This is a genomic window from Spirosoma profusum, assembly GCF_014699005.1.
GTDB lineage: Bacteria > Bacteroidota > Bacteroidia > Cytophagales > Spirosomataceae > Spirosoma > Spirosoma profusum.
Map to the genome: position 1 here is coordinate 237,171 of NZ_JACWZY010000004.1, position 22,744 is coordinate 259,914.

A 22,744-nucleotide genomic window follows, 5' to 3' on the forward strand; every position below is an offset into this window, starting at 1 on the left:
AGTGATCACTTATCGTTCATCACTAAATACTGTATTGCCAGTTCGTAGCCTTTTAATCCAAGGCCGACGATGACCCCTTTACATTTTGCAGATAAATAACTGTGATGCCGGAACGACTCGCGGGCGTGTACGTTAGAAATGTGTACCTCCACGGCCGGAGCAGTAACCGCGCTCAGGGCGTCGGCGATAGCGATGGATGTATGCGTGTAAGCCCCCGCATTAATGACAATCCCATCGATGTCAAAACCCAGTTCGTGAATTTTATCAATCAGTTCGCCTTCGTGATTCGATTGAAAATAGCGAAGTTGCACCTCTGGAAACAGTTCTTCGATGGTTTTGAGGTAGTCGACAAATGAGCGGTTGCCATAAATAGTGGGTTCTCGCTTGCCCAGCAGGTTTAGGTTCGGGCCGTTGATAATCAGAATCTGTTTCATGCCAGTAACCTGGACGTCTACGTCCGGGTATCGATTAATTTAGTTATGCCCAGACGTAGTCGTCCAGGTTACCATTATGTGGCAAAGTTATATAAACGCCTTTAAGAATTACCTGAAGCTGGAGCGGTCACTGGCCGAAAATTCAGTAGAAGCGTACCTACACGACGCCGAAAAACTTCACGAATACATACTCCTCACCGACCCCGCCCGGACGCCCATGCAGGTAACCGAAAAGGAGTTGATGAACTTTCTAAAATACCTGGGTGAATTAGGTTTAACGGCCACGAGTCAGGCCCGGATGCTGTCGGGATTAAAATCGTTTTTTAAGTATTTGCTGCTCGAAAACCTGATTCAGAAAGACCCAACTCAACAGCTTGAAGCCCCTAAATTGGGACGTAAATTACCCGACACGCTTAGTTTCCCGGAAATTGAAGCAATCCTGGATGCCATCGACCTTTCGACTCCCGGCGGCACCCGCGACCGGGCCATGCTGGAAGTTCTTTATAGTTCGGGATTACGTGTAACGGAGCTTCTGAATCTGCGATTGACGAACTGTTTTTTCACAGAGGGATTTATTCGCGTGCTGGGCAAAGGCGATAAAGTTCGACTGGTGCCCATTGGCGAAGACGCCATGCACTATACCCGAATTTACGTTGAACACGTCCGGGGTCATTTGCCCGTTCAGAAAGGCGACGAGGATACTATTTTTTTAAATCTACGTGGGAGTCAGTTGTCGCGTATTTCGGTGTTTACGACCATTAAAAAATTGGCTTCTGAGGTCGGTATTCAGAAAACCATCAGTCCGCATACGTTTCGGCATTCGTTTGCCACGCACCTCATCGAAGGCGGGGCCGACCTACGGGCCGTTCAGCAGATGCTTGGTCATGAGTCCATCACCACTACCGAAATTTACACCCACCTCGACCGGGATTATTTACAGCAGACCTTACGGGAGTATCATCCGAGGAGTAGTAAGAGATGAAGTTTTGGAGTTAAAAAGTTGTAAGGTTATAAGATCATAAAGTTGACTGAAGCGAACGCTGCCTGGGTTACTCGAATACTACGTACTAAAACAACTCACTCACATACACAATCACACCCAACGAAATGCGGAAGGCTGCTACGTCGGCTTTGGCAGTTTGTTCAACCCCATTGAACGTAACGGGTGATTTAGCACCGGCCTGAATACTACCGTTCAACGTAATGGCCACGGGCAACGCCACAAAATAGTTAAGGCCTGCGCCAACATGTAAAGCTCCGCCCTTAAAGATGATATTGTCGCGTCGGCCAGCGTTGTTGAGCACCTGATCTACTTTGCCCGTCTGATACGTATAACCCAGTTCGGCAAAGGGACGTAGCGCGCGGGTGGTGGCCGAAAAATTAAAGCGTAGCCCACCTGTTACGTGCGAAAACTGAAAAGCTTTAGCCTGTATATTGTCGGCATTCAGTATCGACTGATCGTATTGGGCGAAGACCTCGTACCGCTGGGTGAAACCGTAGCCAGCCCGTACACCGAAACCGGGACCACCACCGGAATTTTCGTCCAGAAATTGAAAATAATCAGACGACCAGCCCAAGTAATGACCTGAAAGCCCAAGACTAAAGCCTTCCGTTGTCGATTGCTGTCGGATGGTCTGCGCCCAGGTAGCTGTTGACAACAGAAAACCAGCGGCTAACGTCAGGAAGAAAAATCGAGAATGGATCATGGCAGTGCTTTTTAAATAGGGTGCTGTTAGTTAAATAATAAGTTTTTTGTCATTCTGACGAAGGAAGAACCTTAATGTTGCTTTATTCGCTAGTAAGGATACCGTAAGATTCTTCCTTCGTCAGAATGACAAAAATGATCAGAACGTAATGACATCGTCGCCGGTACGTACTTCGAAGGTTTGTCCGGAACGGAACTGAACCGGCTGCCCCTTGGCTTCTTCACTGATGGTGGCCGAACGTAACGGAATCCGTTTGCCATTCACCGCTTCCACTGAGTTGATTCGAAATTCGAGCAGGCTTCGTTTGCGAAACACATCGCCATCGGCCTGTTTAATACGACTGACCTCGCCGTATGCCGTAGCGCCACTTTGAATCACTACTTCGCCATCACTCATCACCGGTTCAGTAACTCGGAAACGTATCGACTGCCCTTCCCGAGCAGCATCAGATGATAGGCCGTCGACCAGACTTAGATTTACCCGTAACCGACGGATTGCGACAGATTTGTGGGCAACCGTGCGGGGTGTAACCACTTCGGGAGCCGGTTCAGACTTTGTGATTGGAGCAACTGGGTTGTTAGGCGTTTCGGCTGGTGGAGTTGTTGGAGCTGGGTCCGTTTTCTTGACAATCCCTGGAGTACTGCTATACGGTTTTTCGGTCTTGGGCTGTCTGACGACCGGCTCTGATTTCTTCTCAACAGGAACGATAGGCTCCGGACTTGATTCCCGACCTTGCGGAGTTGATACGGGCGTATTTTTTTCTTCAGTTAACGTAGTAGCTGGTTCTGGCTCTTTTACAGCCGGTTCGCTACGTTCCGTTTTTGGCGCATTCTGATTGGCCATGTAAACGGGTTCCTTGTTTTCAACGGGAGTCTCTTTTTTATCATCGATCAGAATCAGACCAATAAATAGCAGAGCAAGGAGCATTAGTCCGCCAGCTAAAAGGGTTTGCCAGTTTTCAGTAGCCCACCGTTTTATGGGATTGATACGTCCCAATTGGGTATCTGCTGAAATTACTTTCGTCTCTAAAAGCACCGTTTGCCGAACGGGCTGAATATTCATAATGTCGGCGGCTGGTGCTGCAGGCGTCAGGCTGGCCGGGTCAAGAACAGCTAGTTGCGAATAATAAGGTTGTAACGCTTTCTGAAATTCTTTGGCATCGGCAAACCGTTTTTCTGGTTTTTTATCAAGCGCCTTATGCACAATGGCTTCCAGTTCTTTCGGGATGTCACTGTTTAGTTTACGGAGCGCAATCGGTTTTTCCTGAATAATGGCCTGCATCAGGGCAAAATCCGTACGGCTGGCGAAAGGCAGTTTACCCGAAAGCAGTTCATACAGCAGAATACCGATGGCATAAATATCTGAAGACGTCGAAGGTGCTTCGCCCTGTACAAGCTCAGGAGCCATGTATTCAAGCGTGCCCACCAACCGATTCGCCTGCGTCATACGCTGATTTCCGATAACGCGGGCAATCCCGAAATCCATCAGTTTAACCTGGCCTTCGGGTGTCAGCATCAGGTTGGCAGGTTTGATGTCACGATGCAGAACTCCTTTACGGTGAGCGTGCGCTAAACCTTCCAGCGCCTGCCGAACCACCTCGGCTGCTACAGGAACTGATAAAGGGCCCGTTTTGCGGACAAGCGATTCCAGACTGTCGCCTGCTACGTATTCCATCGCCATGAAATAGTCGCTGCCATCCTGCAAAAAGTTGTAAACAACCGCAATGTTGGGGTGATTGAGCCGGGCCAGAATCATGGCTTCGTTGCGGAAACGCTCCGTGAAAGACGCCTGATTGACGAGGTGCGTATGGAGCATTTTCATCGCTACGGGGCGTTCCAGGTGCGTATCGGTGGCCTGATAAACAGTGCCCATCCCGCCCTCACCCAGCAGCGATTCAACACGGTAATGATGAATGAGTCGGCCTCGCATTGGTGGTTGCATGGTAGTAGTCATTGAGGAAGTTCAATATCACGGGTGAAGGGCACATCAATTTCGCGGGTTTCCTTTGGCAACGGGTTCTCATCAGCCATGATACGTTCGGCCAGCACAATCGTAATGTTATCGTGGCCACCACGACTTTTAGCCAGGTTAACCAACTCAGTAGCAGCATCGTGCAGGCTTTGCTGCTGTAATATGCGAACAAAATCGGCTTCCAGGCAATATTCGTACAGACCATCCGAACATAACATCAGCCGGTCACCGTTGTCGAACGGTAAAATGCAGCGGCCCAGGTCGATCTGAACGCTGGCTTTCGTACCCATCGCCTGGGTCAATACGTTCCGTTCGGGGTGACTGGCGGCTGCTTCCGGGCTTATGTCTCCCTTACGTAGCAATTCCTGAATGTAGGTGTGATCCTGTGTTATCTGAATTAACTGGCCAGCCTTGAACAAATACGCCCGACTATCGCCGACATGCGCAAAATACAATTGCTGCTCATGCACCACGATGGCCGTACACGTAGTACCCATGCCCCGGAACGTATCGTGCAAACGGGCTTCTTCAAAAATCTGGCGGTTTGCGATCTGAAACGCCCGCGAAAGGCTCTTTTCGATGTTTTCGTTATGCTGGAAATACTCCCGATTCACGAGTTCGGCGGCCATCTGACTGGCTACTTCTCCGGCCAGATGCCCACCCATGCCATCGGCTACCAGCAACAGATACCCTTTTGTCCGACGAACACCTTCATCCGCCAGACGCACAAACAGACCGGTATCTTCATTATTCTGGCGAACATTACCCAAATCGGAAACAACAATGGCATTTACTTCACCCGTAAAAATCGATTCCCCTGAGGGCGTTGGCGTCAAAACCGTTGGCTCGATAACTGATTCGGCAGTTTCGGGAAGTGCTGCGGGGTTGTTTTGCCCGAATAGCCGTTTAATGAAATTTTTCATGTGTTAGTAGTTGCTATCGGTCAAAATAACACTGATATAAATTCTGTACTTCGGGATCAATCGTAAACTGCTGCTCAACGCCCTGATGCCGAATGGTAATCGGCAAAGCTTCTCCGGGTGTCCGTTTAACCATGAAAGGCTCCTTGGTTTGCACCGTACCATCAGGCGAAACCAACTCGATATCATAGTCGGCGTTGAGTACTTCCACCTGAATCTGCTCAAATTGGGCTACAGGTGTTCCGGTTGTTACGTCTTCTTTAGTGTCATTCTTCGAGTCTGCTGTTCCCTGATTCGCTAAAAAAGTAAGTAGGCCAATACCCAGAACAAGGCCAACCAGCCAGTAACGGAATGTGTGAATAGAATCGGAAAGTTCACTCAAAGGGATTGCAAATAACGCAAAAGCATTTTGAACAAGTTGCTGTGAGTCAGCGGGTTTTCCAAGTAGTGCTGTCATGTCGGCAGCAGCGGGCCGTTTAATTGGATTAGCGTTCAGGCAACTGCTGATCAACGTAGCAAGTTCCTGAGAAAGCGCTGGATTCAGCATTTGGGGGCGGGTAAACTGGCCCCGTTCTATTTGGTGGCGTAGAAGAAGCGGATTAGCCGCATCAAAAGGTAAATGGCCCGTCGTCATTTCGTAGAGAAGGACACCGAGCGCCCATACATCTGATTTTGCATCAACCTGTCCGCGAAACTGTTCAGGAGCCATAAATTCGGTTGTTCCAACGGCGTGCCCAACTTTTGTCAGTTGAGGAGTAAAGCGTCCTTTTGCGATACCAAAATCCACCAATTTCACCTGACCGTTGGGCTGAATTCGAATGTTTGATGGTTTCAAATCGCGGTGGATAATGCCCATCTGGTGCAGGTGAGCCATGGCGTTGGCCAGTTGTTTGATGATCCGGGTAGCCTCGTCGTTGCTCAGGCGATCCCGCCGACGTATCACTTCATCAAGCGACTGACCTTCAACCCATTCAATGACTAAGGCTGGCCGTTCGTCAAGTAAATTAAATTCGTAAAGAGCGGCAATATTTGGGTGCGAAACCGAAGCCTGAACGGATGCTTCGTTACGAAACCGGGCGGTAAACTCTGGCCGGTACAACACTTTCACCGCTGCCAGTCTTCCCGTTTCGAGGTGGGTTGCCTTGAACACCTCCCCCATTCCTCCTGCTCCGACGTAGTCGGTCAGGCGATAGCCAGCAACAACACGGTAGAGAAGTGGATGAGAAGGTGACATGAGGTTATTACGTTTACAGATTTAAGTCGTTAGTCTTTAGCTTTTTAGTCAATAGTCTTCAGTTTGTGATTGATTATCAGCCAAGAGAACTATGTGTTAGCTAACTGAAACCTGTTGACTGAAGACTGTTGACTCATTTTATTCTACCACTTGCCGACGGCCCATCAGTTCCAGGCCGTATTTGATGGGGATGGCGAACGTAATGCGGGTGGCGTCATCGCGGCTCGTGCTGGCGGAGAAAATCCCGATAGCGTTGCCTTCGTTGTCGAACACCGGTCCTCCGCTGTTGCCAGCCCCCGTTGCGTTGGCCGTAAGTTGGTAGTAATCACCAAATTCGCTGTAGTAAGCTGCTGCTTTGCCCATCGTCTGACCACGTAGTATTTTACCGATGTTACCAGGTGTTACCGTTACGTCAGGCACTTTTACGATCTGCGGATTCCGATTTGAAAAGTCCGACGAATATTCACCTACATAGACGTCTGGCGAAATACCGGGGTAACCCATAACCGTGATTGGCTGACCTGGGGCAATCGTTTTGTCGGCGTCACGTAGTTTAACCGGAGTCAGTGTTTCGGCGAGGCCAATTTTGATGAGTGCTACGTCGTGTTTGCTCGATACGATGGGTTTGCCTTCGGCTGGGAAGCGTTGTTCGTTTTTATTGAACGTTACGTCCATATAGGTATTCACACCCTCGATGAGCTTACCCGACATTGGTTTTTTGCCAAAAAACTGCGTTTCAGAAGGCACCCAGCGGAATTCCTGAACAGGCTGAGCGCTGATTTCCCAGCCTTTTGCTCCTTCCACCAATAGTATTCCAGGGAACGCATCCTGCGGGAAGCTGTAGTAAGAATTCCAGGCGGCTGCTACGTGGCGGTTGGTCATGATATGCCCTTGTGGCGACACAACGAAGCCGGTTCCGCTGGCACCTGCCATCGCGATAGGCTTGCCAACTGCTACGTTACGTTTCAGACCTAGCAGCGGTTCGATTTTACCCTGGGCGGTTTCGATGTAGATCGCTTTGTTCACGATACGTCCGTCGGGCAGTTTAATCGGCATGTATTCATGGTAGATATCGTCGCCAGTGTTGGTGTGGATGAGTTTGTAGCCAAATTCGATGAACACAATTTTGCTGGTGTTGGTCGAGGCAATTTGTTCAGCCGATAAGCCATTGTTGGCAGCTTTGACTACTTCCGTTTTTTCGTGGTGATGCACATGCACCGTTTCAGGTTTGATTTTATCCTTTAACATAAATGCCAGACCAGACAGGAGCACCAACAGGGCCGATACACTTAGGAATACCGATTTGTTGGTTTTCCGACGTTCCGTATTCATCATCCGTTCTACCGTCTGCTTACCCAAACCAACTTTAGGCGGCATAGCCAGATCGTTCTCCTGCGATCCGCCAACCGGCTCGGTCAGCATCAGTTCGGTGGTAGGTTTAAACGATTCCGGAATATCGACAACGCGGGTGCTCATCATCAGTTCGGCCGGACGTGGGTTCAAATCGAACTGGAATACCGGTCCGCCCTGACCTAATTGAATTTCGTCGCCGGGCTGAATTTGAGTCGAACCAGCGATGCGGCTTTTGTTGACGAAAATTCCGTTGCGGGAATTGTTGTCGACCAACGTAAAGACAAATTGTTTACCCGACTCACGAACGATTTTACCATGTTCGCGGGAAACGGCTGAGTCGCGCTCGGGATCGAAACGTACTACGTTGGTAGCAGCCCGTCCGAAGGTCAGTTCATTGTGTTTTTTGTAATCGAACTCTTCGACTTGATTTGCTTTGGTACCGGTAAGGTGACGAATGACGTAGCGGTTAACGAGGGTTGCCATGATTTCTTATATGTTTTTGAGGTGATAAGTTGTTGTCGTTTTGACTGATACAAAGTTGGCAGATGCTACGTCGGTGGGAAATCGGGGAATGCCCGGATTTGCGGGTCGGAAAACCTATATTTTGCGTCTATAGGTTTTCCTATAGGCGTATTAAAGAGCGAAAAAGTGAGTGAGTGAAAGAGCGGTCGGAGTAGCCATAATAGAGTGATTAATAGCGGATGAGAATTTAGGTTATATCTTGCTTTTGAGGCAGTTAAATACGAATTTTAGAGTCACAAACGAGCGAAAAATAAAGCTAGCTAACCGCTCTTTCACTCATTCACTCTTTCGCTCTTTAAAACCTTCATGCGTTACGTCCTCCTCCTCTGCCTGACCTGTACGTTGGCTTCGGCGCAAAACCCAATTATTGATTCGTTACGTAATCAGCTCACCAAACTGCCCGTCGACTCCAACCGGGTGAAAATGATGCATGAGCTGGCGACTAACTTGTGGTGGAACGGATATGACTCACTGGCGCGGCAAACGCTTTATCAGGCGATGGCAGTGGCGAAGAAAGCAAAGTACCCCGCTGGCGAAATTCGTGCACGACTGGCCCTCGCCCGTATTGAAGCCGATTACTTATCCGATACAAAATCGGCGCATGCGCAACTCGATACGGCTCAGAATGAAGCGATTGCCATTAAGGATTTATCGTTGCAGGGGCAGGTGTTTCTCCGCCGGGCGCAGCTCTACGAAAATATAATGAGTAAGTTGCCCGAAGCCCGGACGCTGCTGGAAAAGGCACTGCAAAAATTTCAGCAGGCCCCCGACCGCAAATGGGAGGCCCAGGCTTACAATGAAATGGCTATTATGAAAATGGGCGAAGGTAACTACGTAGCAGCCATCAATTTATGGCTCAATGCCCGACGCATACAGGAGTCGATTCAGGACGTAAAGGGTCTACGGGCTTCTCTCCCCAATCTGGGTATGGCCTACCTAAAACTGAATCGATATGACGAAGCCATGGCTTGTTTTACTCAAGCCAAAAAGTTGGCCGACCAGATGAATGATGAAATGGTTAAAATGTTTCTGGTAGGTCGACAGGCCGAAATTCTGGAGAAAAAAGGGCAGTATACGCAGGCGTTGGCACTCTATCAGGCCCAGATAAAGGCTTACTCCAATCCGTATCAACCCGGTTCACTGGCACGCGCTTATGGGGCTTTGGGTCGGATATATATTCAGTTAAAACAATACGACAAGGCACTAGTTAACAGTCGTTTATCAGATGAAACGTACCGAAAAACTGTCGAAAAATCGCAGGATGTTATTGAACACAACGCACAGGCGAATTTCGGAAAGATTTATCTGGCACTGAAGCAGTACGACAAAGCCGTTACGTCGGCGCAGGAGGGGCTCAACTGGACTAAAGACGTGAAAGAGATGCGTCCCGAACGTACTGAGTATATACGTCAGTTGGCCGATGCCTACGACCATCTGGGTCAACCGACCAAAGCGCTGTATTATTATAAATGGTACAAAGCCGAAGCCGATACCATGCTTAACGAAGAAGCTTTGCAAAAGGCAACAGTAGCCAGCATGACCTATGATTTCGAGAAAAAACAACAGGTTACCCGGTTGAAACAGGTTGAGCAGGAAGCCCGCATCCAATCATTAGAAAATGACAAACTTGAACAACTCCGTAATTTTCTGATTGCGCTGCTTGTGGTTGGAGCAGGAATTCTGGGCTATGTATTCTGGAGCAATCGACGACTAAAAAGTAAGAACGTAGAGTTATCGCAGAAGAACGCCGAAATTGAAGCAGCCCTTTATCGGGGTCAGACGATTGAACGAAAACGGGTAGCCAGTGAATTGCACGATAGCGTAGCGGCTAAAGTATCGGCCTTAAAATGGCGATTCGAAGCCTTTGATACGGCCCGATTCGACGACGATCAGATGAAAGAACATGGCCGCCTGCTCGAACACATGGGCGAAGTCTACGACGATATACGTACCATCTCGCACAACCTGATGCCCGAAATTCTGGAGAAACAAGGTTTGCAGGCCGCACTTATTAAACTGACTGATACGTTGAACGTACAAAACCGCATAAAATTCATGCTCGAAGTCGATCAGTCAGGTGAAGATGTGCGAGGGAAAACAGCTTACGAACTATACGCCATTACGTTAGAGCTTGTCAACAACATTCTTAAACACGCCAAAGCGCGTCAGGCTGATATTGCTTTGCTACGTCAGAATGGCTTTCTAACCTTAACCGTACAGGACAACGGGCAGGGCATACCCAGCGGAAGACCACAAAACGGCATTGGTTTACAGAATATTCAATCGAGACTGGAACGGCTTGGCGGTACGTGCCAAATTTCGAACCGTGAGCAAGGAGGCACGCAGGTTAATGTACGGATTCCGTTTGCTGCGTAACATTTTCTCGAGATTGTAGCGAATGCCATTATTCTATAAATAATGCCGTTCAACGTTTAGAGCACAAGTCCACAACTGAGTGTTTTTGTCATGCTGACGCAGGAAGCATCTTAAAGCATTGAAACAAGTTAGTTAGGAAACGTTAAGATGCTTCCTGCGTCAGCATGACAAAAATCCTGTCAAAGAAAACTCTATACGGTTCTTCACAATAACCCATGTTTCACGGCATATTTAATAATGCCAATTGAGTTTTTCACACCCAGTTTCCGCAGGATATTATGCCGGTGTGTTTCAACGGTTCCGGGACTGATGAATAACTTATCAGCAATGGCGTTGGTCGATAATTCCTGCGCTACCAGCTTGATAATTTCAATTTCGCGGTCGGTGAGCGGAACCAGCGGTGCCGGGGCTTCATCCGTAGGACGGACCGACTCAACAGGCAACGCCATCAATTGACTCATTACCGATTCAGAAAAATATTTTTCACCCCTGGCCAGGGTCTTCAGTGCCCGTTCCAGTTCGGCTTTTCCGGCTTTCTTCATCACATAGCCCGAAATACCAGCCCGAAAAGCTTCCCGAATTTTATCGGCATCTTCCGACACCGTCAGCATCAACACCTTGAGCTGTGGAAACAGTTGACGTACTTGTAGCGTCAGATTAATGCCATTCAGGTCGGGCATGTCCATATCGGTTAGCAGGATATCGACTTCATTTTCCTCTATGAAACCAGCAACATCGCGGCTGTCGTTGAACGTACCAACAACCTCAACGCCATCGATACGGCTCAGGAGCAAGGATAAACTATCTAAAATAATTTCGTGGTCATCGGTTAAAACGACACGGATTGGAGCAGACATAACACGTATGGGTCAGTGTAGAGGAACAGGATTAGCCAAAGATAAGCTCTGTTTAGACGATTGACAATCCTCATGGTCAGTCTAAACCGGTAGAAACCAGCAAAAGGAGCAAACTTTCGGCGTTACGTTCCCGACTAATTTGAATTCTGTACGTCTGCTTTGTGTTTCAACGTCATGTACGCTCTTGTTCCCCTGCTTGTAATTACCGGTTTTCTGCTGACAATGTCGGCTTGCGCCCCGCACTACAAAGGTCCTGTTACGGACCATTTCGACGGAAAGAAATTCTTTAATCCAGGTATGCCAGAGCGAACGTCAGGGGGTTTGCTGAAATGGCTCTTCAATCGGGATAAAGGCCCCTGGCCCGATCAGCCCGATGCCTATGTCGGTGCGAAACCCGCCACCCGTGTTGAAGGTGATAGTCTGGTGCTTACGTTCGTGAACCATTCTACGTTCCTGATTCAGACGAGCGGCCTGAACATTCTGACTGACCCCGTCTGGTCGAATCGAGTTGGACCAACGTCGTGGCTGGGTATCAAACGGAAACGGCCGCCGGGGCTTCGGTTCGAGGAACTCCCTCCTATCGACGTCGTACTGCTGAGCCACAATCACTACGACCATCTCGATTTACCGACGCTCAAAAAGCTGGTAAAAATGCATAACCCTTTGTTTGTTACGCCGTTGGGTGTATCGTACTTACCCAAATCCGTAGACGGACGTACCACGCGCGAACTGGACTGGAACGATACCCTTACGATAAACCCAAAACTCTCGCTGAGCTGTACGCAAGCCCAGCACTTCAGCAACCGGGGGATGGGCGACCGCGACGAAACCCTTTGGTGTGGGTATCTGCTCCATACGAGTTTCGGCACTACGTATTTCTGCGGAGACAGTGGCTACGGGCCTCATTTTAAACACATTGCCACGCAGGCCGAACGTAGCAAAACCGGCCCGATAAAACTAGCCCTGTTGCCCATCGGCTCCTATCGACCGGAATGGTTTATGGCTCCCGTACACGTATCACCTGCGGGCGCTGTGCAGGCTTTTATCGATATTAACGCTAAACAGGCTGTAGGCATCCACTTTGGTACGTTCCAACAGGGAGACGATGGCCTGTTCGAACCCGCCGACGACTTAAAAAAAGCGCTTCAGGAAAAGAACGTACCACACCAGCAGTTTCTGGTTCCCAAAGAAGGTCACCCGATGGTGTTTAAATGAGATCAGTCTTCTTGAGAAACCAGGCCATATTTGCTCAATAGTTCCTCCAGATTAAGCGCATCAGCAGGCGTGGTATCGGCTTGTAGAACCCGTCTCATATATGCCAGCGCATCCTCTGAATGAGTAGTTTTTATAGCCGTTACACAGTCGGAAGGTATGCTGAGTTTCAGATCGCGCAGGAAGGCGTCGTTGGCAGTAAACAAAACACACGAATCGGTACTCATGCCTGTCAGAATCAAGTGCTTCGCTTTCAGGTAGGTCAGAAGTGTATCTAACGTAGTGGCGTAAAAAGCGGAATTCTTTGGTTTGAGCACGAAATAATCATCCGTTTCAGGTTTCAGCACTTCCGCCAGATATTGGCCCAAAACGCCATCACTCAGAACGTGGTCGATTACCTCCCGAAAATCGGACCGCCAGCGACCAAAGTTATCGTTGACGTAGACGACAGGTATACGTAGTGTTTTTGCCTTCTGTTTCAACGTAGCAATCTGGTCGGCGATACGTCGGGCGGTTTCCAGCAACTCATCCCCACCCGGAAATTCCAAGTCATTAATCATATCAATAATCAACAGCACGATCGGCGAGGAATCCGGTACGTTACCGTGCAGGTCGCCTTCTTTATTTTTCATATACGTTAGGTTTACTACGGTTCACAGCTACGAAAGTGCCCCGAACATATAACCAAAAAATATAGCATTCGGCTAAACACGGCTAGCAAATGTTAGGGAAGGTTTCTCATCTCAATGAAGATAGTGTTGACCCTGACCCAGCTGCTACAGCAGGAATCTACGTAGTAAATAGCTTAACTCATTCAGCAACAGCCGTTGCCCTACCATCCAGTGCAAATTTTGCAATGACTGTAAACCGAATTAGTACTAACGTAGTGGATATGGTATTAAAAACTGCAGCAACCGGTTCCGGCACTATACCAAACGTAACACTGACAGGAACACCTGCTGCAATTACTTTTCAAAAATCATATTCCATCACTGCTACTGGAAATGCAAATGGAGACATTACGAATGGGACACTAACCCTCAATACTGTCGAAGGTGGAGTGACTTATAAAATTGTTGCCAAAACGTGACAATTGCCTGGTTCAAACAAGTTGGACGGGTGGTTTTCAACACGACGAACGTCCTAACGTAGCAATGAGCTATCATAATCTATCAAGCCTTATAATCTTCAAACACGCTGGATCTTAATCGCTTTAAAACAACGAAAGCTGGCCCGTTCGGGTGAAAGCGCCTTCGTGTTCAAGCAACCATTTTTTTCGCCACAGACCACCCGCATAGCCCGTCAACGACCCGTCTGAACCGATAATCCGGTGACAGGGCACAACAATCCAGAGTGGGTTCCGCCCGTTGGCCGCAGCCACCGCCCGAATTGCTTTCTCATCGCCGATACGTCGGGTGAGGGTCAGGTATGACAACGTAGTGCCGAATGGTACGTTCAATAACGCCTGCCACACTGTTTGCTGGAACGCTGTTCCACTTGGGTTGAGTAAGAAATCGAACGTCTGGCGCGTAGTGGCAAAATACTCATGAAGTTGCTGAACAGCTTGTTGAACGGGTTCCGGCAACGTATCGGTTGGCCCATCTGCGGGCATTGATTCAGGAACATCGATGCAGGAAATGGATGAAACACCCTGCTCATCACCAGTGATACGTACCAGACCAAGAGGAGACTCAAATACTACAGTTGCCATACGACTCGTTACTACGTGCCGAAGATACAGAAAGCCCACTGCGTCTGCAATGGGCTTTCTGTTTGTAGCCTGGCCAAGCTACCTATCTACTGGTTCGTCGACAGTTTCAGAATCTTGCCGGAACTAAGGTCGCACAGGTATAATTCTTTCTTCTGGTCTTCACCAAAAGCAGAAATAGAACCTGCACTCCTGATTATTTCCTGATTGCCAGCCGCTTGATTGCCGTTCATCGTCAACGCCCAGACACGGCCGCTGGCGTAGTCGGCATATATGTATTTGCCCGTTAAACCTGGATTATTGGGCCCTCGGTAGACCAAACCACCAGTAATCGATACGTCGCCCTGGCTACGTCCGTATTCAAAAACGGGCGGAATAAGCTCTGCTACATTTGTGGTGCTGCCGCTGGCGTTAAAGTCTTTGCTGCCCTCCCTGATTCGCCAACCATAATTCCCTCCTTTGGTAACAATATCAATTTCTTCAAGAGACCCCTGACCAACATCGCCCACCCAAAGTCGCCCCTGATCATCGAAGCTCATACGCCAGGGATTTCGTAAGCCGTAAGCAAAAATCTCTTCGAGATAACGGCTTGTATTTCCTTTGAAAGGATTATCGGCTGGAATGCCATACTGACCTTTTTCCGTACTATTTACGTCTACACGTAGCACTTTACCAAGCCAACTCGCCCGATTCTGGCTGTTGTTTTGCGGGTCGCCCCCACTGCCGCCATCGCCAGTTGCTACGTATAAATAGCCATCTGTTCCAAATAGAATTTTTCCGCCATTGTGGTTCGTATACGGCTGTTCAAAACGAAACAGAATAACTTCCGAACCTGGGTCAACCTGCGCAGCGCTGGCCGACGACGCTTTGAAACGGCTCACAATGGTTTCGCGGGGGTTGTCTTTGGTATAATTGACGTAGAAGAAACCGTTTTGCTGAAAATTGGGATGGAAGGCCAGGCCAAGCAATCCCATTTCGCCACCCGATGCTACTTTCGAACTAATATCGAGATACGTTCCAGCCGAAGCTGCATTTATGTCGTTGTCGAAAACGCGGATACGTCCGACCTGTTCAACCACAAAAACCCGGTTGGTACCGTCGTTAGCAAACGTATATTCTACCGGCGAATTGAAGGTCAGTTTTGGGTAGGCATTAACGGTCGTAATTTTTGCCGTGCCTGTGTTTGTTGAATCGGTTATAGTAACGTCGTCCTTGCTGGTCGGTTTACAGGCCGACGCCACAAACCACGAAACTACCGACGTAGCCACCAGCGAAATGACAAAGGTGACTATAGTTTTGGTTATCATGACAATTTGGCTCATTTGACTACCTATTTTGTCTGCAAATCAGAATCCAATTGTACTTGGCGAACTTTGCGGCCTACTTTTTGTTCCAAAATCAAGGAGTTAGGCAACAGAGAAGCTGTATTTATTCGTTAAACGAATGAACGGCAGGGTGTAGTGTTTCCCCAGAACGGGGCGTGGTTTCCACGAAAAAACGTTCATCCGTTGTCTAAATTCCGTTTTTCCTGATGCCATACATTCGCTAAACGTATGACCACCGATACCAGCAGTTTTCTAGAACACCTGCAAACCCAGCGGGCCCGCTACCGTTACCGACTCCCATCGCGGCCTGATGCCGGCCGTTTTATCGACCAGCTTATGCGGCTGTTGTTCCCGGTTACGCAGGACTGTAAATCGGTTTCGCAGCATGTCGAAGAAACGTATCAGGCCCTTCACGATCAATTGACCAACCTGATTTGTCCGCTCGAAAAAAACCTGACCGAAAGTCCGGCGATAATTACTGAGCGTTTTTTCGAACGGCTTCCAGCCATTTATGACAGTCTGCTGCTCGACGCGCACTCGATTGCGGATAATGACCCCGCTTCGATTGGTGTTGAGGAAGTTGTTGCTGTGTATCCGGGTTTTTACGCCATTGCAGTTTACCGCTTCGCTCACGAGTTATTGCAACAGGGAGTTCCGCTCCTACCCCGTATGCTAACCGAATATGCCCACGGCCAAACGGGTATCGATATACACCCCGGCGCTACGATTGGCCGATCCTTCTTCATCGATCACGGGACGGGTGTGGTCATCGGCGAAACCACGATTATTGGCAACAATGTCAAGATTTACCAGGGCGTTACGTTGGGAGCTACCTACGTAGCGAAATCGATGGCGCAGAAAAAACGTCATCCAACCATCGAAAACAACGTAGTGATCTACGCCAACGCGACCATTCTGGGAGGTCATACCGTTGTCGGTCATGATTCAGTAATTGGTGGTAACGTCTGGCTCACCAGCAGCGTAGAGCCGCATTCACTCGTATTTCATCAGCACCAAACCGACGTTCGGTTGAAGTCGCTAGAGTCTCTCGAACCGATCAATTTTGTGATTTAAAACTGGAAGGCGCCGGCAGCCGGCGCTTTCCAGTTTTGACAAACGACTCATTTTATGAAAGCCTCCTCCATTCTCGCTACTATTGGCCAAACTCCTCACGTACGTATCAATCGGCTGTTTCCGGGCTATGAAGTCTGGACGAAACTGGAACGGGCTAATCCCGGTGCCAGCATTAAAGACCGGATTGCGCTGTCGATGATCGAGGACGCTGAAGACAAGGGGTTGCTCAGAACAGGAAGCGTAATTATTGAGCCGACTTCTGGCAATACCGGTATTGGTCTGGCGATGGTAGCGGCTGTGAAAGGCTACAAAATCGTGCTGGTGATGCCCGAATCCATGAGCATTGAACGGCGGAAAATCATGGCGGCTTACGGGGCCGAATTTGATCTGACACCACGCGAAAAGGGTATGAAAGGAGCCATTGAACGAGCGCATGATTTGGTAGCTTTAACCCCTGGTGCCTGGATGCCCCAACAGTTTGAAAATCAGGCCAACATCGATGTACACATACGTACTACGGCTCAGGAAATTCTGGCCGACTTCCCCGAAGGTTTCGACGTATTGATTACAGGCGTTGGTACGGGTGGTCATATTACGGGGGTGGGTAAGGTTTTGAAGGAAAAATTTCCGGCGCTGAAAGTCTTCGCCGTTGAACCCGAACTATCAGCTGTACTGAGCGGTGGCGCACCGGGACCGCACCCCATTCAGGGCATTGGCGCGGGATTTATTCCTCAGATTATGCATACTGAAATACTGGACGGCGTAATTCAGGTGAGTAAAGACGAAGCCTACGACATGGCACGCCGGTCGGCTCGTGAAGAAGGTGTTTTCGTCGGCGTATCGTCAGGAGCGTCGCTGGCGGCTGTCGCAAAGAAATTACCCGATATTACGCCCGGTGGTCGGATCTTAACATTCTGTTATGACACCGGTGAGCGGTATTTATCGATAGAAGGTTTATATTAGGCAATCTGTCTCGTAAGCAATTCAGCTTATACCTATTCCTTTATTCATCAAAGCATAAGGCCGACACCCTTCGTATCGACTTTTAATCAACGTTATTTATGTATAGACAAACAAATACCTATCGAATCATAAAAGATACAATTTTTATTGTAGCCGGTGTGTTCAGTGCAGGGCTGGGCATTAAGGGCTTTCTGACATCCAGCAATTTCATCGACGGGGGTGTCACGGGCATTTCCATGTTGCTGGCTAATCTCTTCAAAATTCCGCTGCCTTTCTGGTTATTGATGATAAACCTGCCGTTTATTGGCCTGGGGTACCGGCAATTTGGTCGTCAGTTTGCCCTGAAAAGTACGCTGGCCATCGCTGGACTTTCGATCAGTCTGGCCGTTGTTCCCTACCCAGACGTAACACCCGATTTTCTGTTGACGGCGGTTTTCGGTGGTTTTTTCATTGGCGCCGGTATTGGTCTGACCATCCGCGGTGGTGCTGTTTTAGACGGTACAGAAATTGCCGCCCTGCTCATCAGCCGGAGCAACCACACGCTCAAAGTCAGCGACGTGATTCTGGGCCTGAACGTAGCAATTTTTGGTGCTGCGGCATTTTTCCTGGGCGTCGGCCCAGCACTTTATTCGATGATTACGTACTTCGCAGCCTCCAAAACGGTCGATTTTGTGATTCATGGTATTGAAGAATATACGGCCATTCTGATTATTTCGAAAAACCCTGAACCCATTCAGAAACAAATTATTGAGCAAGGCTGGGGTATCACCATTCTTAGTGGCCAGGGTGGGTACGGCAAACACGGTAGCCACCAGGAAATAGAAAGTGTGCTGTACACTGTCATCACGCGACTGGAAATCAGCCGAATGCGTTCAATGGTCACTGAGTTAGACCCAAACGCGTTTATCATCCAGCACAGCGTAGACGACGTAGCGGGTGGCAAAGTGAAGAGCTTGCCGATGCACTAGGTGAGTCGAAGGTCAATTGTAAAATCGCTTTTCAGAACCGATTTGTTGCTTCCAAACGTAGCGAGGGCGGGTTGAACGTAGTGGCCAGTCTGACTACGATCCCTACAATGTCTCTAATTGAACAAAGACGGGTATTAACATTTTCCCTTTCTCAGACAATGTATATTCGATGTGTAAAGGCTTTTGTTTAACTACCACCCTATCCAGGTAACCCTCATCCACTAATTCTTTAAGGGCCGAAGCGAGCGACTGCTTGTTCGCTCCCTCGATTTGACGTAATAATGAGTTGAATCGGAGAGGACCGTTCAAAGCCATCCGAAAAATTTGCGGTTTCCATTTCCCCGAAAGCAACCTTAATAACTCCTCGGCAGGGCAGCCATTATCGTTTATTTGTATCTTTTCCATAGTCAACTTTTTTTGACTAATTGACTGTATGCCATAACCTGTACCAACTTTGCTGGAAAGTTATAGGCGAAAGCGAAGAACAGGCTTTTGACAAAGTTAATTCAGAATTCCTGACGAAGGCTTTTTCGAAAAATACAAAATGGATTTATCATGGATTTAACAAAATCCATTTTAAAGTAACTCAGATTAACATGGAAAATCAGAACATCAATCCGCTTCTATGCGATCTGGAAACGGGTCAGTGCCAAATCCCAGATTTCTCAACGTTCGACGAAAACAATAAACCGAACAAATTAGTAAAAGTCATTTACTATACCGATCCAATCTGTTCGACCTGTTGGGGCATCGAGCCACAATTGAGAAAACTAAAACTCGAATATGGCAACGACCTGGAAATAGAATATCGGATGGGTGGTTTACTGCCAGACTGGAGTTACAACAGCGGAGGAATCAGTAAGCCTTCCGACGTAGCACACCATTGGGACGAGGTCAGTCAATACTACGATATGCCTATCGACGGTGATATCTGGCTGGAAGATCCGCTGCCTTCTTCGTATCCGCCTTCGATTGCCTTCAAGGCCGCTCAGTTACAGGATCATGCGAAAGCGGTCAAATTCCTGCGCAGAATACGGGAGATGGTTTTTCTGCAAAAGAAAAACATTACGAAGTGGGCGCATCTGGCAGAAGCGGCTCAGGCTGTCGGGCTAGATAGTACGCAATTGAGAGTCGACTACGATGGCAAAGCCAGAACGTTATTTAAGGAAGATTTAGAACTCGGCCGACAACTAGGAGTGCGCGGGTTCCCAACGCTGTTCTTTAAGGATAATTTGGGAAGACAGGAAATTGTCTATGGATTTAAGCCTTACGATTTATACGAGAAAGCGGTTCAGAATCTGCACCCATTAGCAACGAAGGAAGTAATTGATACAAAGTGGCAAAGCCTATTCTCAACGTATCCTTCACTCACTGCTCGTGAATTTGCAGAACTGTCGGGCATCTCCCGGCAAGACAGTGAGGCTTATTTACAGAAATTGACCATCCAGGGACATCTGAATCAGCTCGACACGAAGAACGGTAGTTTGTGGAGCAATAAGAATTGAAGTAAGATGTATGAGGTATGATGTATAGAGAGAGACATCATACTTCATACCGCATTTATCGTTTTCCCCGTTGATACGCGTTTTAGGCCGCTTGTGGAGAAGTGCCGCGTTACGTTGGGTACGGTTCGTCTTTTGAACGAAATTCGTGTTTTCATCAACCTAAACGTTACTCCACATGGCGTTTTTTCTACGCGCTGGCCTACTATTTTGTGTCCTTCTCCTCCGTTTTACGACCACATTTGCCATAAAAGACCCGATTGTTTCGGGCTCTGTGCGTGACGAACATGGTGCCAAAGTCGAATTTGCAACCGTAGCACTGCACCGGGCGGCTGATTCAGTTGTCGTGAAAACCGAGTTCAGCGACGAAAGTGGTACGTTCCGATTCGATAAACTTCCGGCAGGGGAATATTTTGTGTCGGCTTCGCAGGTTGGTTTTGAACGTAGTCAGACAGCCCGTTTTGCGATTTCTTCCATCGACCAGACACTGGCCCCCATCCAACTAAGGCCCAGTCAAAAGATGCAGTTGAAGGAAGTGACCGTACAGGCTAGAAAGCCCCTTTTCGAGCGCGAAATCGACCGGATTGTAGTCAATGTAGAGGGCAGTCCGCTCAGTGCCGGTGCTACGTCGCTGGAAGTACTGAGTCGCGCACCGGGCGTTACGGTCGATCAGAACGATAACCTGGCACTACGTGGCAAACAGGGTGTATTGGTACTCATTGATGGTAAACGCGTTCCGATGACAGGCACCGAACTCGGCGATATGCTGCGGGCGTTACCAGCCAATTCGGTCGAGAAAATTGAACTCATCACCAATCCGCCCGCCCAATACGATGCGGCCGGTGGCGCAGGCATCATTTCGATTAAACTCAAAAAAGATGGTCGGCAAGGTACCAACGGCAGTGCTAACGTGAGTTATGGCTATGGCCGCTACGGTAAATTCTCGACGGGTCTTTCTTTGAATCATCGCCATAAAAAACTCAATCTGTTCGGGAGCTATAACCACAGTGACCGCAACGTATACACGCAACTGGATCTGCATCGGAATTTCTACCAGAATAATCAGTTTGCCGGCAGCAGCGATCAGGCGAATTCGGGCAAAACCAATTACGTTACGCATACGTACCGCGCAGGGCTGGATTATAGCCTCTCGAGACGAACCTTACTCGGATTCGTGGTCAATGGTCTAGCGATGGATGCCGAAGCGAAGCTTACCAACGCTACCCGGACATTCGATGAGCAGAACGCGTTACAGTCTGACTATCAATCAGCTAACCGCCGAACGCTCTCAATACCCAACCGGGCACTTAACGTCAATTTCAAACACAGTTTCGACTCGACCGGACGTAGTGAATTGACCGTCGATGGCGACATCGCCCACTACGAAACCCACCGGCTCCAGACGCTGGCCACTACGTTCGTGCTTCCGGTTCGAACACCTACTACGTTAGATGGCAACCTGAACGGTGCGCTGGACATTCGTTCGGGAAAAGCTGATTTCACGCACACGTTTTCCAACAAATTGCGGCTCGACGCGGGCGTGAAAATGAGTTGGGTTCATTCAGACAATAACGTACTGTTCAAGAACATTAGCGAAGGCATAAGCGTCATTGATACGGGAAAAAGCAACCAGTTTCGGTACGACGAAAACATTAATGCGCTCTACGTTAATCTGAACAAAACGTTCAAAAAATTAACCATTCAGGCAGGTCTGCGGGGTGAACAAACCAACGTAACGGGTTATCAGATAAGTGGGAACACAGGTTTCGAGCGGAATTATTTCCAGTTATTTCCGAGCATTTTTTTCAAACAATCGGTATCAAAACTACACGATCTGAGCCTGTCGCTAAGCCGACGTATTGACCGACCGACATACAACCAGTTGAACCCATTCCGTGCTTATATCGACGCCACTACGTACTTCACTGGCAACCCATCGCTTTTCCCGCAGTCGAGCTATAACATCGAACTGACGCATACATTCAGGCAGAAATTCGTTACGTCGTTTATTTACACCCGCACTGACCAGCCCATTGTCGACGTAATACAACCCGCTCCCGAAGGAAACCGCCAGGCCGTATCGACCTTTCAGAACTTAACTCGTTCAGATTATTTCGGGATAACACTGGCCGTTCCCGTACAACCGACTTCGTGGTGGACAATTGATAACAACGTAGTGGCCTACTACAACCGGTTTATTGGTAATCTGGCTGGTACGTCGATCAACCGGGGCATCCCTACTTACACACTCAACAGCACCAGTACGTTTACGCTGGGTCGTGGCTGGACGGCCGATTTGTCGGGGCGGTATCAATCGCGAGAGTTGTATGGGTTTCTTGATATTCGACCATTGGGGCAATTGAATGTAGCCGTTCAAAAATCCATGTGGGGTAAGAAAGGCACGCTACGTATGAACGTGACCGATATTTTCTACACGAATCCGGTACACGCTACGGCAGCTTATGCGAATTACGTCGAGCGGTTCAATCAACGGCAGGATACTCGCATTGCCACGGCTTCGTTCACGTATCGGTTCGGCAGTGATACCATAGCCCCGTCGCGCCGTCGGACGGGTGGTGCAGAAGACGAAAAACGCCGGGCTGGAGGTGCGTCGTAAAC

General features: G+C 48.7%; 20 protein-coding genes. 9 read left to right on the forward strand and 11 right to left on the reverse strand.

Annotation, left to right across the window (positions count from 1 at the left end; genetic code table 11):
* Nucleotides 1-5: 5 nt before the first annotated feature.
* Nucleotides 6-434, reverse strand: coding sequence for a type II 3-dehydroquinate dehydratase (gene aroQ / locus IC229_RS07395; RefSeq protein WP_190886304.1), 429 nt, complete (start codon nucleotides 432-434; stop codon nucleotides 6-8).
* Between the two features lie 76 nt (nucleotides 435-510).
* Between aroQ and xerD the strand changes: the two genes are divergently transcribed.
* Nucleotides 511-1,416 (forward strand): site-specific tyrosine recombinase XerD, encoded by a 906-nt coding sequence (gene xerD / locus IC229_RS07400; protein WP_190886305.1) that lies wholly within the window; start codon nucleotides 511-513, stop codon nucleotides 1,414-1,416.
* An 85-nt stretch (nucleotides 1,417-1,501) separates the two neighbouring features.
* Here the strand turns inward: xerD and IC229_RS07405 are convergent, their stop codons facing one another.
* From IC229_RS07405 to IC229_RS07425, 5 genes are all read right to left on the reverse strand, one after another.
* On the reverse strand, nucleotides 1,502-2,140 hold the full coding sequence (locus IC229_RS07405) for an outer membrane beta-barrel protein (protein ID WP_190886306.1): 639 nt from the start codon (nucleotides 2,138-2,140) through the stop codon (nucleotides 1,502-1,504).
* A 138-nt stretch (nucleotides 2,141-2,278) separates the two neighbouring features.
* Entirely contained in the window at nucleotides 2,279-4,081 is a 1,803-nt protein-coding gene (locus tag IC229_RS07410) for a serine/threonine protein kinase (RefSeq protein ID WP_190886307.1), read from the reverse strand.
* Between the two features lie 8 nt (nucleotides 4,082-4,089).
* Nucleotides 4,090-5,034: a Stp1/IreP family PP2C-type Ser/Thr phosphatase gene (locus IC229_RS07415; protein ID WP_190886308.1), complete on the reverse strand. Its 945-nt coding sequence runs from the start codon at nucleotides 5,032-5,034 to the stop codon at nucleotides 4,090-4,092.
* 13 nt (nucleotides 5,035-5,047) lie between these two features.
* On the reverse strand, nucleotides 5,048-6,265 hold the full coding sequence (locus IC229_RS07420; protein ID WP_190886309.1) for a serine/threonine-protein kinase: 1,218 nt from the start codon (nucleotides 6,263-6,265) through the stop codon (nucleotides 5,048-5,050).
* A 138-nt stretch (nucleotides 6,266-6,403) separates the two neighbouring features.
* A complete protein-coding gene (locus IC229_RS07425) occupies nucleotides 6,404-8,101 on the reverse strand; it encodes a trypsin-like peptidase domain-containing protein (protein WP_190886310.1) in 1,698 nt (565 codons plus the stop codon).
* A gap of 345 nt (nucleotides 8,102-8,446) precedes the next feature.
* On the opposite strand from IC229_RS07425, the gene IC229_RS07430 reads away from it, so the two are divergent.
* A complete protein-coding gene (locus IC229_RS07430; protein ID WP_190886311.1) occupies nucleotides 8,447-10,516 on the forward strand; it encodes a tetratricopeptide repeat-containing sensor histidine kinase in 2,070 nt (689 codons plus the stop codon).
* Between the two features lie 203 nt (nucleotides 10,517-10,719).
* Here the strand turns inward: IC229_RS07430 and IC229_RS07435 are convergent, their stop codons facing one another.
* On the reverse strand, nucleotides 10,720-11,373 hold the full coding sequence (locus tag IC229_RS07435; RefSeq protein ID WP_190886312.1) for a response regulator: 654 nt from the start codon (nucleotides 11,371-11,373) through the stop codon (nucleotides 10,720-10,722).
* 174 nt (nucleotides 11,374-11,547) lie between these two features.
* Here IC229_RS07435 and IC229_RS07440 point away from each other — a divergent pair, with 174 nt between their 5' ends.
* Nucleotides 11,548-12,588, forward strand: coding sequence for an MBL fold metallo-hydrolase (locus IC229_RS07440; RefSeq protein ID WP_190886313.1), 1,041 nt, complete (start codon nucleotides 11,548-11,550; stop codon nucleotides 12,586-12,588).
* A 2-nt stretch (nucleotides 12,589-12,590) separates the two neighbouring features.
* On the opposite strand, the gene IC229_RS07445 is transcribed toward IC229_RS07440, so the two are convergent.
* Entirely contained in the window at nucleotides 12,591-13,217 is a 627-nt protein-coding gene (locus tag IC229_RS07445; RefSeq protein ID WP_190886314.1) for an isochorismatase family cysteine hydrolase, read from the reverse strand.
* Between the two features lie 89 nt (nucleotides 13,218-13,306).
* Between IC229_RS07445 and IC229_RS07450 the strand changes: the two genes are divergently transcribed.
* Nucleotides 13,307-13,675 (forward strand): hypothetical protein, encoded by a 369-nt coding sequence (locus tag IC229_RS07450; protein ID WP_190886315.1) that lies wholly within the window; start codon nucleotides 13,307-13,309, stop codon nucleotides 13,673-13,675.
* 123 nt (nucleotides 13,676-13,798) lie between these two features.
* Here IC229_RS07450 and IC229_RS07455 read toward each other — a convergent pair whose 3' ends face one another.
* Nucleotides 13,799-14,296, reverse strand: coding sequence for a methylated-DNA--[protein]-cysteine S-methyltransferase (locus IC229_RS07455; protein WP_190886316.1), 498 nt, complete (start codon nucleotides 14,294-14,296; stop codon nucleotides 13,799-13,801).
* A gap of 86 nt (nucleotides 14,297-14,382) precedes the next feature.
* The gene (locus IC229_RS07460) at nucleotides 14,383-15,615 is read right to left on the reverse strand and encodes a PQQ-dependent sugar dehydrogenase (protein WP_190886317.1); all 1,233 of its coding nucleotides are present in this window, start codon (nucleotides 15,613-15,615) and stop codon (nucleotides 14,383-14,385) included.
* Between the two features lie 231 nt (nucleotides 15,616-15,846).
* Between IC229_RS07460 and epsC the strand changes: the two genes are divergently transcribed.
* From epsC to IC229_RS07475, 3 genes are all read left to right on the forward strand, one after another.
* Nucleotides 15,847-16,692: a serine O-acetyltransferase EpsC gene (gene epsC, locus IC229_RS07465; RefSeq protein ID WP_190886318.1), complete on the forward strand. Its 846-nt coding sequence runs from the start codon at nucleotides 15,847-15,849 to the stop codon at nucleotides 16,690-16,692.
* A gap of 54 nt (nucleotides 16,693-16,746) precedes the next feature.
* Nucleotides 16,747-17,655: a cysteine synthase A gene (gene cysK / locus IC229_RS07470; protein ID WP_190886319.1), complete on the forward strand. Its 909-nt coding sequence runs from the start codon at nucleotides 16,747-16,749 to the stop codon at nucleotides 17,653-17,655.
* A 98-nt stretch (nucleotides 17,656-17,753) separates the two neighbouring features.
* Nucleotides 17,754-18,623, forward strand: a complete 870-nt coding sequence (locus tag IC229_RS07475) for a YitT family protein (RefSeq protein ID WP_190886320.1) — start codon at nucleotides 17,754-17,756, stop codon at nucleotides 18,621-18,623.
* 102 nt (nucleotides 18,624-18,725) lie between these two features.
* Here IC229_RS07475 and IC229_RS07480 read toward each other — a convergent pair whose 3' ends face one another.
* Nucleotides 18,726-19,028, reverse strand: a complete 303-nt coding sequence (locus IC229_RS07480; protein ID WP_190886321.1) for a winged helix-turn-helix transcriptional regulator — start codon at nucleotides 19,026-19,028, stop codon at nucleotides 18,726-18,728.
* Between the two features lie 191 nt (nucleotides 19,029-19,219).
* Between IC229_RS07480 and IC229_RS07485 the strand changes: the two genes are divergently transcribed.
* Together IC229_RS07485 and IC229_RS07490 are read left to right on the forward strand one after the other, a co-directional pair.
* Nucleotides 19,220-20,128: a ClpXP adapter SpxH family protein gene (locus tag IC229_RS07485; RefSeq protein ID WP_190886322.1), complete on the forward strand. Its 909-nt coding sequence runs from the start codon at nucleotides 19,220-19,222 to the stop codon at nucleotides 20,126-20,128.
* A gap of 175 nt (nucleotides 20,129-20,303) precedes the next feature.
* Nucleotides 20,304-22,742, forward strand: a complete 2,439-nt coding sequence (locus IC229_RS07490) for a TonB-dependent receptor (RefSeq protein WP_190886323.1) — start codon at nucleotides 20,304-20,306, stop codon at nucleotides 22,740-22,742.
* The last annotated feature ends 2 nt before the right edge of the window (nucleotides 22,743-22,744 follow it).